The organism is Oscillospiraceae bacterium (assembly GCA_015068645.1).
GTDB lineage: Bacteria > Bacillota > Clostridia > UMGS1840 > UMGS1840 > SIG452.
The window spans coordinates 39,869-56,796 of record SVKD01000008.1 but is presented as its reverse complement, the minus strand read 5'-3'; the positions used below and the strand labels follow the sequence as shown (position 1 = coordinate 56,796).

Genomic DNA, 16,928 nt, shown 5'->3' with positions numbered 1-16,928 from the left:
AAGCGCAGTTGTATTTACTGCGCTTCCTTGTTGCCTTATTTTTGTTTGGAGAAAATTGCTTTTTCGCCGTATCGATCGTAAATGATATCATCTCCGTCCACGGTCATATCAAAGGTTTTTACTTCAGTAACATCGCCACCGTATGCAAAGGTCAGCTGATCTCCCTCACGATTCCATCTGAAGTGCTTGATTACGTCTGCCCCCTGATATTTACAAGTGCCGTTTGCATAAACGATCAACTCCATATCAGAGAATTCCTCGGTAGATTCTTCCTGATCCTTTTCATAGTGGGTAATTTGATAAGTACCCGCAACGGGATCCATCTCTACATCAGATATTCTGGTAAGAACCATTTTGCTGCTTTCATGTTCATCTTCATAGGTAAGGGTTAACGTATCTCCGTCCACAGAACAGCCAAGGGCATTTTCTCCTTGTTTTATGCTAATTACGTCACCATCCTGTGTCCAGGAAAAATCCTGCATTCCGATTTCGCTACCGGAAATAGTTCCGTCGGGATAAAACATCAATTTGATATCTGCAATTTCCTCTTCCTCGCCGTTTTCTTCAAAAGAAGTCATCTGATAGACGCCGGCAATGCTTTTCACTTCGGTGGAATCTTTAACACCGTCGGAACCATCCTGATTGTTGCATGCTGCCAAAACAAACATCATAAGAACTGCTAAAAGTAATGCTGCAAATCGTTTCATAATAAAATCTCCTTATAAGTAGTCTGATATTAGCACAGACGAGCAAATTCAAAAAAGGTTCCCACATGATGGAAAATATTTTGAAATAAGAACCCGACCCGATGACGCAATCAAAGATTGCGGTCGGGTGCCCCGGAACCTTGTTGTATTCACAATAAAAAAAGAAGCCTCCGTAGAAATAAAGTAAAAAGGCTTCTTTTTCGTTTAGAGATTATTTTGTGTAAATAGCGTTGCCGTCTGCACCCTGCTGAACCAAATTGCCGTCCTGCACGAGCAGTGTCAGCGGAGTCTCTTTGCCGGGCGCGGTTAAAATAACGCTGTTATTTTCGTAAGTCCAATTGATAGAAATCGCCTGTCCGTTGGGACCGTAAGTGCCGGTGCCGTCTCCGTTTAATACTAAGGTTAACGGAGATTCTCCCTGGATGGGCGCTACCTGTCCGTCCATTTCGAGAGCAGTCAGATTGTATGTACCAACCATACTTTCCACAGAAACAGTAGCTTGGGCAGAAGCAGTTTCTTTCGGAGTCTCTTCGGTAGATTCCGCAGCTTTAGGTGCTTTTGTGGTTGCCGAGCTTTCAGCAGTATCAACAGAAGCGCCGGTATCTGCAGGTGCAGTTTGTGCTGCTGCAGTTTCTGCGGTTTGGGGAGTTATTTTTTCTTCTGAGCTTACAGTTGCTCCCGAATCAGCATTTTCTCCCTCAGAAGGAGCAGTTGTCTCCTCTGCGGTAGCTTCTGCATCCGCAGGAGTTTCGGTTTCTTCGGGAGTTGCAGTTGCGGTAGGAGCCGGAGTTGCATCCGTTTTTTTCGTTGCGGTTTCCTTGGTTTCTTTTTTGCAACCTGCCACAACAAATACCATCAGCATTGCTAAGAAAAGTGCTGTTAATTTTTTCATTTGATTTCTCCTTGTGTTATTTTTTTAGTCACAAAATTCCAATACTATTGTTTTTGGAAGGTCATAGTCTGTTCCCCGTATACTGCAATCAGGTTATCTCCATCCGCAGTCAGTACCAACGGGTCATTAGGACCAAGCTGTTGGGAAATCAGCGTATACTGATCGCCTTCCTGAGTCCACACAATGTTCATCTGCCCATTGGCATCACCATAAATACCGGTACCGTCTTCCTGCAACACGATTTGTATTGCAGGCAGCCCAATACCAGTTACTTCGCCATTTCCATAATTTGCTGCCGACAGTTTATAGGTAGCGATAACAGGACTGTCGGAAACTTCTGTTGCCGCATACATATCAGGTGTTTCTCCACCCACAGAAGAGCCGGATACATCAGCTTCCGCAGACTCCATAGCAGGTGTGGGAGTAGGGGTCACGTTTTCTTCCGTTTGGTTACCGCATCCTGCCATAGTAAACACCAAAAGCAGGGCTAAAAAAAGTGCTGTTAATTTTTTCATTGATTTTATCCTCCGTTTTTCTTGATTCTGACAATAGGATTTTAATGACAGCCATGATTACCGCAGGAATGCCCGCTGCAGGAGTGTCCTTCCCCATGATGATTGCAGGTTACATTAGGATTATAGGAAAGATTTTCTGCCAAAAAGGCTTCCACTGCCTGATCACAATCCCCTTTCACACCACCAAAGAAACGAATGCCGGCATTTAACAGCGCATTTTGCGCACCACCGCCAATACCGCCGCAAATCACCACGGTAACTCCCTGCTCCTTCAAAAATCCGGAAAGAGCACCATGCCCGTGCCCTCCGGTGGAAACTACTGAAGAGGAACTCACTTTGTTATCTTCTACTTCGTAAATTTTAAAAAATTCAGTATGACCGAAATGCTGAAACACCTCACCGTTTTGGTAGGTTACTGCCACTTTCATAAAAAACTTCCTTTCAAATTTTTAACTACCGTTCATTATAGCACATTCTGTTCTTAATGTAAAGAGATTTTTCTTGCATTTTTTGTGGATTTATGATACAATAACCACAGAAGATAAAAACCGAAGAGGTGAAAGGATGTTTTTCGGAGAACTTGCTCTTTTACAATGGTTGGAGAGTATTCGTACCCCTGCCTTGAATACATTGATGGAAGCCGTTACAGCTTTGGGAGAAGACACCATTTTAATTGTTCTCATTGCTGTGTGGTATTTTATGGTGCAAAAAGAAGGTGCCTACCGCCTTTGTTTTTTAACCATCTGTTCTTTAGGAATCAATGGGATTTTGAAAAATTTGTTTCATATCCCCCGTCCCTTTCATACCGGCAAAGTGACTTGTGTCCGTCCTGAAACGGCAACGGGGTATTCCTTCCCCAGCGGTCACACCCAGAACATTTCCACCTGGACCACGGCACTGGCACGTTTACTGCGCAAACGATGGCTTTTAATTACTGCAATCATTGTATCTGTGGCAATCGGATGCTCCAGAATGTATCTGGGTGCCCATTATCCTTCCGATGTAATCGTGGGTCTTATTTTAGGAATTTCCATCGGGATTTTGGGAAGCGCTCTCTACGAAAAGCTGAAAAATCCCGTAATGATGTTTGCACCTGTATTTTTAGGAATGTTAGCATTTGGCATCTTTTTTCTTATCAAGCCGGACCCCCATTATGCAGATTATTTCAAATGCCTGGGTCTGATGGGGGGGTTAACCGCATCTTCTCATATTGATCGGGCTCTCATTCGCATGAACTACAATGTATCTTTTACAAAAAAACTGTTTCGGGTTGTGGGGGCAATTGTCTTCGCTTTGATTTTTAAAGCAGGGCTGGAAGCCATTCCGGTTCCCGAAAATCTGTCGCTGTTTCTGATTTGGGATGCATTCCATTATCTGGTGCTTATCACCTTGATTTTTGGCTTGTATCCGCTGATTTTACAAAAAATAAAATGGTAAGGAGTGTCATAACATGAACTTTTATGAACTGGCAAAAAGCCGTTATTCTGTCAGAAATTTTCTGGATAAAAAAGTCCCCCAAGAACTAGTGGAGAAAATTTTAGCCTATGGACACATCGCTCCCACAGGCTGTAATATGCAGCCACAACGCATTTTGGTGCTGGACTCCAAAGAAACCTTGAGCAAACTTCCAAATTGCACCAGAAGCCATTTTAACGCGCCTTTGGCAATGCTTGTTTGTTACAACAAAAATGAAGGCTGGACCCGCCGATATGATGGTGCAAAATCCGCTCCTGTTGACTGCTCTATTGTAACCACCCATCTGATGCTGGGTGCCTGGGAATTGGGTATTGGTTCCTGCTGGGTGATGAGCTTTGACCCTGCAGCAATGAGAGAAAACTACAACATTCCCGAAGAATTGGAACCGGTGGCTCTTCTGGTGATGGGATATCCATCGGAAGACAGTGCTCCCTACCCGATGCACAATGAATTTCGTCCCATGGAAGATTTAATCAGCTACAATTCTTTTTAACCCTTGACAAATGTCTCATTGTTTGCTATACTGTAGACGATAAAAAATTGAAGATATCAAAAGGATTCTGCCACCGGGTAGAATCCGTGCGGAAGCATTCGGCATACAACGTTAGGTCTTTGAAGTTGTATGGACGGATGCTTTTTTATTGGAGGAACGATGAAAATTTTGACCTATTTTTCCAAACGGGAATGGATACTTTGGCTGGGGTCTATGGCAACCATTCTCGCATCTTATTTTATTTTCCGTCAGGAAAGTTTTTTGGTACTCGTTGCATCTCTTTTAGGTGTAACTTCACTGATTTTTTGTGCCAAGGGAAATCCCATAGGACAACTGATGATGGTTGTGTTTGGCTCAATCTACGGCTATATTTCCTATTCCACCAGGTACTACGGTGAAATGATCACCTATCTGGGAATGTCGGTACCTATGGCGGCATACGCTTTTATATGTTGGTTAAAAAATCCCTTTCAAGGAAAAAAATCCCAGGTTGCTGTAAATCACATCCGTAAAAAAGAATGGTGTGTTTTTGTCCTCCTCACCGCCATGGTGACTGCCGTCTTCTACTTTGTGTTAAAATGGCTGAATACCCCCAACCTTTGGTGGAGCACCTTATCCGTTTCCACCAGCTTTGGCGCTTGTTATTTGATGGCAAGGAGAAGTCCCTATTTTGCCTTGGTTTATGCATTAAATGATATTGTGCTGATTGTGCTTTGGAGTGTTGCCTGTTTTTGGGATATCAATTATTTATCCGTGGTGATTTGCTTTTTGGTATTTTTGGCAAACGACTTATATAGCTTCTATAATTGGCGAAGAATGGAAAAGATGCAAAAGAAACAAAAATGCAAAAAGAACAATAAGATATGAAATACAAAAAAACAGAGAGAATTGCTTCTCTCTGTTTTTTTATTGTTTGGATTCAGAAATTAGTCAACAATTTCTACGTAAATTGCGTTAACGTTGATATTTCTGTTGTAGTAAATGGTGGAACCTGCTTCTAAATCTGCTTCTGTTAAATCTACATATTCCACTTTACCGTTTTTGAATTTAACACCAACAATATTACAGTTGTTACCAATGTGGTAAGCTGCACCGTTTTCTAAGAACAGTCTGTAATCGGTAATCTTTTTCAGAGTACCTCTCAACATACCGGGCATAATGTTCTGATACCATTCGTCAATGGTCATATCAGCACCGGAAGCGCTCTTGGGATATTCTTCCACGCCGGTGATATACACTTCGTTATTGCAGAAGAGTGCGCCATCCATATATTCAACCTTCATACCAACTTCCAGTTTGTCGGGAGCGGGTTCAGAAGAAGGTCTGTAGTGAGTAATATCTGAAGATGTAAGACCCAACTCTGCTAAAACAATGGTATCTAATTCCCATTCCATGTCGCCGCCATCTAAAACTACTTCATAGTAGTTTTTGTCTTTTTCAGCGTCATATTTTAAGGTGATGGAGTCGATGGTAGCATCGTCGTCACCGTTATGACGGCGGATTTTATCGGTGTTACCGTATAAGAACCAGAATGCAGGAGTGGAATCTTCCGGTTTTGCAAACATTGCAATGTTTACTTTTAAGGATTCATCACTCATATTGAAGGTACCGTGTGCTAATAACTCATTATAAGATTTTTCCATAACACCTAATTTACCGTCAATATTAGTTAAGATGATGAATCTTTCGTTACGGATGTAGAACAGCTGAGTGGAAGCTAAGCTGCTGCCGATACCGGTAGTGATACCGTTGGTTTTGGTATCAGGCAAGTAAATCGCACGATAGTCACCGGTGAAGTGGTCCAGAGGAATGTTGATTGCGGGTAAGCAAGGAACAGTCATAGTCTGTTCTACTTTATTATCATCCAAGTAGGTTACATCGTGTTCTTCACCGAAGAGCAGATAGTAATCAGGTTCAGCAATCTGAGTGATTACACCTTCATCATCTACGGTAAATTTGTAGAGCTTATTGGTTGCATTCATCTTGTCGCTCCATTTCATTGCATTTGCTGCAATGCTGGATGCGGAAGAGAACACGGTTGCAATGTCATTGATTGCGGTTGCAGGATTGTCAATGATTTTAGATGCCGGTAAATCGGTAGGCAGCGTAATGGTTGCCTCTTCTACATCAGGATAAAGTTTCTGAACTTTAATTTTGATATCTTCAAAGCCCTTCTGAGAAGAACCGATGATATAAGCGGTAAATTCATTGCTCTTGTTCAATTCGTCTAATGCTCTCATGTAACGGATGTCGCCAAAGATATCCACATAGCAGAGCACCTGATTGCCGAATACGCCATCAAAGTTGTTGGTAACGTAGGATTCGCCACCGTCTTCGGAAACATAAATATCGCCGTTGGTGGGATAGAAATGTCTTCCGATTTCCATTTCGTCAGTAGACATACTTTCTAAGTTCCCGGAGATGGTTTTTTCGGAAACTACAACTACTAACTGATCATCGGTCTGATAATAGTAGAATAAGCTGCCGGGTTTAATCTGAGTACGGTCGGTGCTTCTGCCATCAATGATAACCATGATGTTTTCATATTCACCGATTTTCTTTACTCTACCTTCAGCTTCCCCTTTGAAGAAAGAAATGTAGCTGTTATTTACTTCTCTTACCATACCGCCTTCCTGGAGGTTCCAGGTTTCGATAAAGGTAATTTTGTTGTTAATTAAAACGATTTTCGCATATTTGCCTGCTAATTTCACAGGAGTTTTGGTGATAGCACCGTTGTAGCTAACGCTTGCTTTGGGATCAATTTTATATTCTTTTTCATCACGGTTTAATTCAATAGATTCAACCAGATTTAAAGCATACGCATTGTCAGGATTGGTATCGTTGTTTACGCTGTAAATCACATCGTAGAACACTTCTACATTCTGCTGGGGAGCAATGTAAACGATAACGCCGTCGCTGTCAATCCAAATTTCAACAGGAATGTTTTTGTAGAAGTTCATATCCACTTTACCGTTGGATAAGAAATCATATTCCTGATTTACTGCTAAGATTTCGGGATTTGCTTCGGACACGTTTTTGGTCACTTTGAATCTTGCGCTGGGTTTTAAGTTATTTACATCAACGATAGAACCGTAGTAACGGGAAATACCAAAGTACTGAGATAAGATAGTTTTGGTAGCACCGGTTCTAGACAAGTTGATGTTACCGTCTTTATCATAGCTGTAGTTAAATTCGGTAATATCTGCAGTCATCAGGTTGTAAATCAACTGACGATACTGTTTTACGGTTACGGTTTCATAATTGTTGATAGTAACTTTGTTATAGATTTTTAAATCTCTAACGGTTTTGATTGCGCCGTCAACGCCGCCGCCATTTGCCTGTGCGATGGTTTCATAAGCTAACAGTTTGATAACTGCATCGTTGAAATCATACAGAGAAATAGGATCATTGGGGCAGAACATATTACCTTCCGGTAATAAGAAGCCGTTGATGGTTGCATAGTAAATGTAACCGGAATCTGCTTCGTCTACGGTAACATCAACAAACTGAGTTTCACGGGGTTCTGCTTCACCACTGCCTAAAATATTGGCAATGGTGTAAGCAAATTCTCTACGGGTTACTAAATTGTCGGAGTCTGCAGAGCAGCTCTGGGGCATAATGTTGAATTCAGAAATAACCTGACTTGCACCGCCGGATGCTGCAGAAGCAACCAAACCAAAGGAGCTAAGAATCAGAGTCAGAACTAATAACAGGGAAAAACCTTTTTTCATCATACACCTAACACCTCCATCATACTGTAAATTACTTTTGCGGACTGTGCTCTGGTAGCATTGTTAGCAGGAGCAAAGGTGCCATCACCCATACCGTTGATGATACCCTGTTTTTCCAAAGCGCTAACTGCTGCTTTTGCATAGCTTGCAATATCATTGGAATCTGTGAATTCATTGGTGCCTTCCGGCAGGTCGATACCCAGTACCTGGAAAGTTCTGTAAAGCATTACAGCCATATCCTGACGAGTAATTCTCTGACCTAAACCGAAGGTGCCGTCAGCATTACCCTGAACGATACCCAACTGCTGAGCGGTTGCAATGTAGGAAGTTGCCCAGTGATCTGCGGAAACATCAGATAAGGTAGATTTTGCATCAGCTTTGTGAGAACCGATAACGGTTACCAGCATTTTTACATATTCTTCACGAGTTACGCTGTCCATAGGACGGAACATTCTTTCTTCGTTTTTGGAAATGATTCCTTTTGCAGCTAACTCATGAACCATATCCTGAGCCCAGAGAGCTTCGCCCATATCATCGAAGAAATATTTAGATTTATTAGAATCATCTTCCTCTTCCACTTTTTCCTTCGGAGGAGCAACATAGCCAGTGTTACCGGTAGGTCTGGAAGGACTGCTGGACTGAGCAGGAGATACAGTTGCACGAATGGTGCCACCTGCTACTGCGATGGGCATATCCACATTAATGTCAGCAGGGTTGCCTTCTTCGTCAGTGATTTGAGTGGTAAATCTGTAAATAACGGTTGCATCCACATTAATATCATGAGTTGCGATGACAGATGCCTGCAGAGAAATTTTACCCACTTCATCGTATACTTTTGCTGCATCGTATTCGAAATCAATGGTGAAGGTTGCGGTATCACCGTTAATTACAGCATCCACGGGTTCTAAACCATCAACAACTGCCTGTGCATTTGCTAATAAACCTGCTTCAGCGGTAGTAACAGTTACTACAACAGATTTTACTTTGGACTGTGCAACTGTAAAGTCTAAGGGAATTGCAATTTCACCTGCATATCTGCAAGCGGTAGTTGCTTCAGATAAATCTAAGCTAGTTGCGGTGATGTTGTTGGTTTCTAATAACCAAGCATCCAGTAAGGTTGCGATTCTTTCTAAGAATGCTGCTTCAGAGGTGCTTGCACCATTGTTATTGGTGTCCTGTGCAACTTTTGCAGCGAAGGAGCTTTTCTTACTGTTGCCGGGGTCATTTTTGATAATTAAATCCATTTTATCGGATCTAATACCCAGTAAATCACAAATTTCTTCAGTCAGATAATCATCCACGTCAGAACCACGAGTTGCCTGGTTCATACCTTCTAATGTCAGCATTTTGTTGTAGAAGGGAGCAACATCTCTTACTGCAACAAAGTCTTTTCTTTCAAAATGACCTAAGAACAGAGCATCATTTGCTAAAGAAGCACAATCTGTTGCATAATTGGGAACCAATAAGATTTCGCCGTAAGATTCAAAAATAGAATATACAGCTTCGGGAGTGGTTGCGGTTAAGAATAAATCTAAGATTCTTAATTCTTCTGCTTCGGATACATAGCTTACAACTGCATTGGTGGTTGCACCATATTCAGCGGTTACGGTGTAGGTATAAGCACCTGCATCGGTACCGTCTGCGATGGTGAATTCAGCAGTGAACACACCATTGTCGCCGGAAGTAACAGTTGCAACTTCAGCACCTTCGGGAGAAGTAACGGTTACGGTTCTGCCTTTGATACCTTTTCCGGTGGAACCTTTTACGGTACCGGTAATGGTAACATCTTCACGAGAAGAAGTAACGTCAGTTACTTCAACTGCATCAGTACCTTCATCAGCAGATTCGTCACCGGTGGTGAAGGTGTAGGTTTTGTCTTCTAATGCTTCTGCATCGTTTACACCCTGTAAACCGGTAACGGTTAAGGTGTAGTCGGTTTCGTATGCTAAAGTTTCTAAGAAAGAAACGATAACTTTTGCACCGTCAACAGTAACTTCAACGGGAATATCGTTGCTTAAGGTAGCAGCAGCGGTATCCATCATATTGTCATTGAAGGTAATGGTTAAGTTGTCAGTACCTCTTGCAACGGTATCGCCATCAGCGAAAGATTCGCTTTCAACGTCGGTTTCGTAGGGAGAAACATAGTCCACTTTTACCCAAGCCAGGCTGTAATCAGTAAAGCCTTCTAAAGTCAGAGTGTAAGTGTCTGCAGTTAAGGGGAACACACCGATGTCAGCATATCCATATGCATCATTAGAAACGGTAGCAGTGATTGCATCGCCGCCAAAATCAGCAGAAACGGTATTGGAACCGGTTGCTTTACCCATTACAGATACCTGATATTTACCATCAACAGGAATGTCCATATTGATGAAGGTAACAGTGCCAACTTCTGCCTGATTGTAACCATCATTAAAAACAACGGTTAAATCAGCAATTTCATTTGCACTTGCAATGGGAGCAATCCATGCTACATCGGTAGCATCTGCAGTATCGTCTAAGGTCAGGTCAAAACCTTTAAAGTTTATAACTGCACTGGATTTGTTATCTGCATAGATGTAGTTGGTGCCTGCTGCCAGGTACACATAACCCAAATTAGTTGCAGTGGTGAACGAATACGCATTCTGACCACTTTTTGCCAGATGAGTTTCGATAATGGTAGATTCGGTACGAATCACGAAATCTGCACCGGCTGTCGAACCGCAACCATAGGTCGCATCAACAGAATAAAAACCTGCAGTGGGAGCAGTCACTTCAAATCTTGCCCATTCACTAGCTGACATACTTAAAGATGCACGGTTAGCCATTGACCACACTTCCAAGGGAGCATAACTTCTGTTATAGTTACCTTGATCCAAACCCGTACTGGGGGTACTGTTACCAGGGGTGGTATCAAAGAACAAAGTTCCATTACCACCGGTTAGTGTGTTGGAAAGAAGGTCCGTATAGGACACTGAAATGGGTTCGGTTGCAAAAGCGGGAATTACAAAATTCACTGCCAAAACAACCATCATAAGTGCTAATGAAAGCACTCGTTTCAAATTACGGTTCATAAGCAATCCTCCTTAATTTTTGCTGTAATTTGATATATATAAAATTTTTATTAGCGAAATATATGTAACTAAAATTATTTTCAAAATTTGGGGTTCCCCGGGCAGAGGCATCTACTCCTCTGCCCGAGAAACAGTTTTTAAAACATCAACACTAAGAATCATTGGTACCTGCAACAAAGCAGTCCGATTATTTCTTTGTGCATCCCTGAGTTAATTCGGGATATCCAGCATACGCATGGTTCTCCAGGTGGGATAAGTATCGATTTCGTTTAATCTGGTTTTATCTTCCAGCCCTGCTTCCGCCATAATTCTCTGTGCAGCGGTAGACCAGGTGGATACTCTGTAGGAGTTACCTTTTAAAGCAACTTCCTTGGTGCTGGTTCCGTTGGTGCCATAAATTTTAGAGGGGTCTCTGCCATCGGTATGGTTATATCCTGCAAAACAGTTATTGATATTTACAAGCTGTCTTGCAAAGAACCAGTATTCGCTGCTATTGTCATAAGCATTAGTTACAACGTTATCACAAACGTTGGTGTAACCGGTACCCTGGTCAAAGTAGATGCCGGGAGCTTTGATCTGACCCGGGTCGATGACATAGTTATCGTTAATCTGAGTTCCGCGAAGATTACCTAAGGTGTAGATGTGAGCACCATCACCCATGGTCTGCATTACATTGTCAATCTTGTTGTAGGAGATGTTGTGATTACCGCAGTCAACGGGATCATCATATCCCCAACCCCAACCAACAACGATACCGGAATAAGAGGTATCTTTAATATCGTTGTGGTGAATGTTTGCATTGCCCACATAATATACGGAAATTGCAGTTAAGCCCTGGAATTCCTGAGCGGTACGACGGAAGATATTGTTGTCAATTTCAATGTTTTTACAACGTTCCGTACCGGAGGCTGCAGAATTACCGTCTCTGTAGTCACCGAGTACAACGCCGGTACCTGCGATATCGTGGAAATAGCTACCGGTAATCTGAGAGTTGGAAACGCCTTCTTCCAAAATGATGGCGCTGGAGCCCATAGAACCGAATTCACAGTTTTTAAATACTAAAGAATCTGCATATTTTGCCACGATCTGCGCGGGGAACAAATGCTGACCGTAGTAAGTTTCACCGCCTAATCTCCATTCGTCGGTCTGGTTGAATGCTACACCTTTTACGGTAAAGTCATCATATCCGCCGTAACGGAAGGAAATACCGTCAAATTCTAAGTTGGTAACTTTGTTGTTGCTGCCAACACCGGTGATATTCATCATACCGTCGGTTACTGCACACCAGGTTTCGATGGTAGCCATATTTTCCTCGGCGTAGGGATAGTAGTACATTTTGCGATCTTCTTTATCGAAGTAGAACTCGCCGGGTTTATCTAAGAGCAGCAGAGAGTTTTCCAAATAGAATTTCTGTCCCTGACCGGGAGTGATGGTGGAGGTGTGTAATCCTTCGATACAGAATGCATTGTAGTAGGGATAAGTGGTGTAAATGTAGGCATTGCTACCACTGTATTCGATTCTGTCTAAGGGGAAACGATGATTTGCCCACTGCAGACTGAATACGATCTGCATTCTGGAAGACTGAACTTCGGTCTGCTGGTCTAAACCTTTGGGGAAGTCTTTGTTGCCACCGGAGAGGGACAACAGAATACCGTCAGTTACATGAGAATCATTTTTCTTTTCGGCAGGATTCATCAGGGCACCTGAATACCATTCGTCACTTCTTGCTAAGGTAGCCTGATAGCCGTTTACAAACAGGGCTCTGGTTTCACGGGTAGAGGTAGATGCTACATAGTAGTTTTCACCGTCTACCTTGCTCCATTTACCGGTTAAGTCTTCCCCGCCGGATAAAACAGGTTTATTGTTCATATCTTCTGCACGAATGATAACTTTGTGACCGTTTTTACCGCCCATGGTGGAATCGATATCAATGGAAACGGAGCTTTTGTAAGTGCCGGGAGCAACATTTACGATAATGTCGCCGGTCATATCAGCGTTGATGGTTTTTACAATTTTCAGTGCATTTGCTAAGTTGTTTACGGGAGCTTCCTTGGTACCTGCATTAGTAGATTTACCGGTAGTTGCCACATAGATTTCACGGTAAGGAGTGCCGTAAACTTCTTTTGCATAGGGAGCAGCTTCTGCTAAATCAGTCATTGCCAGTACTTTCAGATTGCAACCTGCAGAAAGTTCAGTGAACGCTGCAGTTGCCAGACCGTTTTCTCTGGTCATAGCAGTTACTGCTACCAGCTGTTTACCGCTGTAAACTGCTGCAATTAAGGTAACCTCGGAAGGAATGTTCATGCAATCCACAGACACATAAGCAGTGCCTTCGGGCATTGCACTAACTTCCTGACCGGAAGCATTCTTCACGATTACAGTGGGATCTACGATACATTCGTTGTAAGCTTCCAGCATTTCGGCTGCAGTTTCGTAGTTTTTACCAACCATATTCCAGAAGGACATGGGTGCATATACATGGTTTACGGTGTCTGCATTCACGTCGATGTTTGCAGATGCGCCGTATTTTTCCAGAAGATCAAATGCACCTTCCGCGGTGGTAATATCTTTGAAATCGTGAATCAGATGATAGTACATGGAGTTTGTGTCTTCCAAAACGATAGAATCAAAATAGAAGGTATCGCAGTAGAACACAAATTTTAAGGTGTGAGTACCTGCATCCAGGTGAAGCTGCGCCACTTCTTCCTGCTGGTATGCCCAAGTGGTTCCGCTTCTGTCATTATCAAAATGCATGGTAGCGTAATCCACTAAGGTGTCATCCACATATAAGTCGAAGTTTACATCTTTCCAAGCAGCACCAACCATATTCAGGTTGTAAACAGTTTCCTGCGCCACATCCAAGGTGTACGCTGCTTCGGTGTACATATCGGTCAGTTTCAGACCGTTTTTGCCGTTGTAGGTAGCTTGTTCGGTTAATGCGGTGGAAACGGAAGTTTCCGCTTCAATAACCGTGTATAAGTCTGTGTTGGAAACATCGGGCAGAACGGGTGCGGGAGTTGCAGTGGGAGCTGCATTGCTGCTTCCGCTGAAGACTTTCAAGTTTTGTAAGTTCATCTGGGGACCCCAAGTTTCGTGGTCTGCCAGACCGTCTTCCCCGTCAGTCATGGAAAGACGCAACGCAGTTACGGTTGCAATGGAAGAACCTGTATTTTTAATGGTGATCAGGTTCTTGCCTTCTCTTACATACAAGAATTCCATATCCAATCTGTCGGCATCTGCCCAACAGAAGGAACCGCTGCTTACAGGTTTTAAAATTTCTGCATAAAAGCCGGTATCGGAGGTGATTTCAAAGGTGTTTTCTGCACCATCTAATACACCAAGGTAGGGATATACGATACCTGCCCCGTCTTTCGACATGGTTAATTCATAAGTAATCGCAGCACCGGGAGACAGATTCACAAACTTACCGTTCTCATTGGTACCGGTCTGATAGGTGCCGTCTGCTTCCACAAAATTGTGGATATCAGCAACAGAAACGTGCTGTCTGCCGTATGCAGTAAATGCAGTTTCGATTTTGGAAAGATGATTCATACCGAATGCATCTAACTCATTGAAGGTAATATCTGCAGATAAATCAGAGGTGCTCAGATTGTTCACGCCTTTGATCATATACAAATATTTTACGGTACCGCTTCCGGAGAAGGTTACGGTAGAACCGGTTTCGTTAATTAAGGTTACCGCTTTATCAGAAGCCACACGATAGATACCTGCGCTGGGAGCATCATAAGTGATGGTGCCAACCGGAGCGAAGGTTGCGGTGGGAGGAGCGGTAGGAGTGGGAAGATCTACTTCCAAAGTTTTTAAGTTTTTCAGATTAACCTGAGGACCCCATACTGCATGGTCTTTGATTGCGGTTTCTGCGGTTTTAGACAAACGCAAGGAACCGATGAGTGCAGCATTGGAACCGGTATTGGTGATGGTGATCTGGTTTACGCCTTCTCTTACATACAAGAATTCCATATCTTGCTGTTTGGAACCGTCTTTCCAACAGGTAGTCTGCCAACCGGCAGCATCTTTGGTAATTTCTGCATAGAAGCCGGTATCGGAGGTGATTTCAAAGGTATGCTGAAGGTCATCCTGAACATTCAGGTACGGATAAACAATACCTGCACCGGTAGCGCCTACAGTTGCATTTACAGTAACAGATGCGCCGGATTCCAGAGACATCAGGCTGTTAATAGCCTGCGTATGGTCTACTGCGTAGCATACAGAAGGAGCAGAAATCTGATCAATATATGCCAGGCCGTTATCTTCCAAGTTGGTAAAGGTTACGTTTGCATTTTTGTTAGTGGTTTGAATTTTATTTACACCTGCGATTAAGTAGATGTATTTGGTTTCGTTTGCTGCTAATGCTGCAACGGAACCGGTTTCGCTGGTCAAAGTAACCGCTTTGTCGGAAGTTACTTTGTGCACCCCTGCATAAAGAGCAGTGTAAGTAACAAAGTCTGCAGCAGGAGTGGGAACAGGTGTGGGAGTCGGAGTGGGAGTTGCTTCGGGTTCGTTGCTGTATGCAACCACTTTCAACTCAGTCATTTTCATCTGAGGATCCCAGGCTGAGTTGCCAACCAGTTCTCCTGCACTATGAATTGCAATAGTGTACAGTGTAGTATCGGTGGATCCGATGTTTTCGATGGTGATGGTGTTTTCACCATTTCTTACATATACCATTTCGGGATCCTGTCTTGCTGCATCTGCCCAAGCTTGGGAGCTGCCGCTGGTTCCTGCAGGATTGTATATATCGCCATAGAAGCCGGTATCGGTGGTAACTCTGACAGTAGCTTCTGCACCACCATTGAAGGCAATGTAGGGATATACGATACCCGCCATTCCTTTGGAAGGAGTATAGGTAAAGGTATAGGTTTCTCCGGGAGCCAAAGCTTTGTAAATAGCTGACGCAACTCTGTCTTCCTGACCGGAGATGATGGGTTCTTTGGGAATATTCACCTGATTGAAGTAAGCTTTACCATTGTCATCTAAAGCGGTAAAGGTTAATTCTGCATCAAGGTCGGTGGTGGTGATTTTGTTTTCACCTGCGATTAAGTAAATGTATTTGGTTGCGCCTGCAGTTAATGCTGCCACAGAACCGGTTTCGTTGGTTAAGGTAACCGCTTTGTTGGAAGAAACTGCATAAACACCTGCGTATTGTGCTTCGTAAGTAACGGTAAGTACTTCAGGAGTCGGTTCCGGAGTCGGCTCGGGAGTGAGACTATAGGGAACAACCTTCAAGGATGCCATATTCATCTGGTCTTTCCAGTAATCAGCTTCCGCTAAAACACCGGTAGTACGAATGCCAACAGCATACAGCGTAACAGAGGAAGTACCGATATTTTCAATGGTAATTTCCTGTTTGCCGTCTCTTACATAGAGCATTTCAGGATCCTGACGAGCAGCATCTGCCCATGCAGAAGAGCTATAGTTATAAGCAAGATAGATGTCTGCATAGTAGCCGGTATCGGTGGTTACTCTTACAGAGTTACCTGCGCCAGATGCGGGAGCAATATAGGGATATACAAGACCTGCATCGATTACACCCGGAGTATAGGTTGCGGTGTGTTTTGCACCGGGAGCCAAAGTCACATAACTAAAGCCTGCAACCGTATCGCCGGTATCACCGGGAAGAACGGGCTCTTTGGTCATAGCAACTTTGTTGATATAATCCAAACCATTACCATCTAATGCGGTAAAGGTTAAGGTTGCTGATGAAACACTTTTGGTAATGTTGTTATTACCTTTAATCAGGTAGAAGTAATCGGCAACACCTGCTTTTAAGGTAACAGTATGACCGGTTTCGTTGGTCAAGGTAACTGCTTTGTTGGAAGTTACCTGATACACACCTGCATAAGGTGCATCGGTGTACGAGATAGCTTCACTTGCTGCAAGCACTGCAGTTGCGGGTACTAAAGCTACCAGCAGGCTACACATCATGGTGCATACCAGAAGGAACGATAGTAACTTTTTAAAGCTTGTTGTCATAATGTCAAGACCCTCCTTAAGTTGAAAATATAATGTGGTTTACGGGGGTTTTTATTTTTCTCCCGGA

10 protein-coding genes are annotated in these 16,928 nt (G+C 43.1%); 4 read left to right on the top strand and 6 right to left on the bottom strand.

Features of this window, described 5'->3' with window-relative positions:
* Nucleotides 1-35 precede the first annotated feature (35 nt).
* The 4 genes from E7413_04795 to E7413_04780 form a co-directional block, all read right to left on the bottom strand.
* Nucleotides 36-707: a hypothetical protein gene (locus E7413_04795; protein ID MBE7019174.1), complete on the bottom strand. Its 672-nt coding sequence runs from the start codon at nucleotides 705-707 to the stop codon at nucleotides 36-38.
* A 211-nt stretch (nucleotides 708-918) separates the two neighbouring features.
* Nucleotides 919-1,599, bottom strand: coding sequence for a hypothetical protein (locus E7413_04790; protein MBE7019173.1), 681 nt, complete (start codon nucleotides 1,597-1,599; stop codon nucleotides 919-921).
* A 44-nt stretch (nucleotides 1,600-1,643) separates the two neighbouring features.
* Complete coding sequence (locus E7413_04785) at nucleotides 1,644-2,114, bottom strand: hypothetical protein (GenBank protein ID MBE7019172.1); 471 nt, start codon at nucleotides 2,112-2,114, stop codon at nucleotides 1,644-1,646.
* A gap of 41 nt (nucleotides 2,115-2,155) precedes the next feature.
* The gene (locus tag E7413_04780; GenBank protein MBE7019171.1) at nucleotides 2,156-2,542 is read right to left on the bottom strand and encodes a dinitrogenase iron-molybdenum cofactor biosynthesis protein; all 387 of its coding nucleotides are present in this window, start codon (nucleotides 2,540-2,542) and stop codon (nucleotides 2,156-2,158) included.
* 136 nt (nucleotides 2,543-2,678) lie between these two features.
* Between E7413_04780 and E7413_04775 the strand changes: the two genes are divergently transcribed.
* The 4 genes from E7413_04775 to E7413_04760 all read left to right on the top strand — a co-directional run bounded on the left by E7413_04775 (nucleotide 2,679) and on the right by E7413_04760 (nucleotide 7,208).
* Nucleotides 2,679-3,551 (top strand): phosphatase PAP2 family protein, encoded by an 873-nt coding sequence (locus tag E7413_04775; GenBank protein MBE7019170.1) that lies wholly within the window; start codon nucleotides 2,679-2,681, stop codon nucleotides 3,549-3,551.
* Nucleotides 3,552-3,564: 13 nt separating this feature from the next.
* Nucleotides 3,565-4,083, top strand: a complete 519-nt coding sequence (locus tag E7413_04770; GenBank protein ID MBE7019169.1) for a nitroreductase — start codon at nucleotides 3,565-3,567, stop codon at nucleotides 4,081-4,083.
* Between the two features lie 159 nt (nucleotides 4,084-4,242).
* Nucleotides 4,243-4,950 (top strand): nicotinamide mononucleotide transporter, encoded by a 708-nt coding sequence (locus tag E7413_04765; GenBank protein ID MBE7019168.1) that lies wholly within the window; start codon nucleotides 4,243-4,245, stop codon nucleotides 4,948-4,950.
* Between the two features lie 2,204 nt (nucleotides 4,951-7,154).
* Complete coding sequence (locus E7413_04760) at nucleotides 7,155-7,208, top strand: hypothetical protein (protein ID MBE7019167.1); 54 nt, start codon at nucleotides 7,155-7,157, stop codon at nucleotides 7,206-7,208.
* 605 nt (nucleotides 7,209-7,813) lie between these two features.
* Here E7413_04760 and E7413_04755 read toward each other — a convergent pair.
* Both E7413_04755 and E7413_04750 read right to left on the bottom strand, forming a co-directional pair.
* Nucleotides 7,814-10,867: a hypothetical protein gene (locus E7413_04755; GenBank protein MBE7019166.1), complete on the bottom strand. Its 3,054-nt coding sequence runs from the start codon at nucleotides 10,865-10,867 to the stop codon at nucleotides 7,814-7,816.
* Between the two features lie 210 nt (nucleotides 10,868-11,077).
* The gene (locus tag E7413_04750) at nucleotides 11,078-16,861 is read right to left on the bottom strand and encodes a right-handed parallel beta-helix repeat-containing protein (protein MBE7019165.1); all 5,784 of its coding nucleotides are present in this window, start codon (nucleotides 16,859-16,861) and stop codon (nucleotides 11,078-11,080) included.
* Nucleotides 16,862-16,928 lie beyond the last annotated feature (67 nt).

Excerpts from the sequence above, each read along its gene's own strand:
- E7413_04795 (MBE7019174.1), bottom strand. The coding sequence starts at position 707 with ATGAAACGATTTGCAGCATTACTTTTAGCAGTTCTTATGATGTTTGTT.
- E7413_04770 (MBE7019169.1), top strand. The coding sequence starts at position 3,565 with ATGAACTTTTATGAACTGGCAAAAAGCCGTTATTCTGTCAGAAATTTT.
- E7413_04755 (MBE7019166.1), bottom strand. The coding sequence starts at position 10,867 with ATGAACCGTAATTTGAAACGAGTGCTTTCATTAGCACTTATGATGGTT.
- E7413_04780 (MBE7019171.1), bottom strand. The coding sequence starts at position 2,542 with ATGAAAGTGGCAGTAACCTACCAAAACGGTGAGGTGTTTCAGCATTTC.
- E7413_04750 (MBE7019165.1), bottom strand. The coding sequence starts at position 16,861 with ATGACAACAAGCTTTAAAAAGTTACTATCGTTCCTTCTGGTATGCACC.
- E7413_04790 (MBE7019173.1), bottom strand. The coding sequence starts at position 1,599 with ATGAAAAAATTAACAGCACTTTTCTTAGCAATGCTGATGGTATTTGTT.
- E7413_04775 (MBE7019170.1), top strand. The coding sequence starts at position 2,679 with ATGTTTTTCGGAGAACTTGCTCTTTTACAATGGTTGGAGAGTATTCGT.
- E7413_04785 (MBE7019172.1), bottom strand. The coding sequence starts at position 2,114 with ATGAAAAAATTAACAGCACTTTTTTTAGCCCTGCTTTTGGTGTTTACT.
- E7413_04765 (MBE7019168.1), top strand. The coding sequence starts at position 4,243 with ATGAAAATTTTGACCTATTTTTCCAAACGGGAATGGATACTTTGGCTG.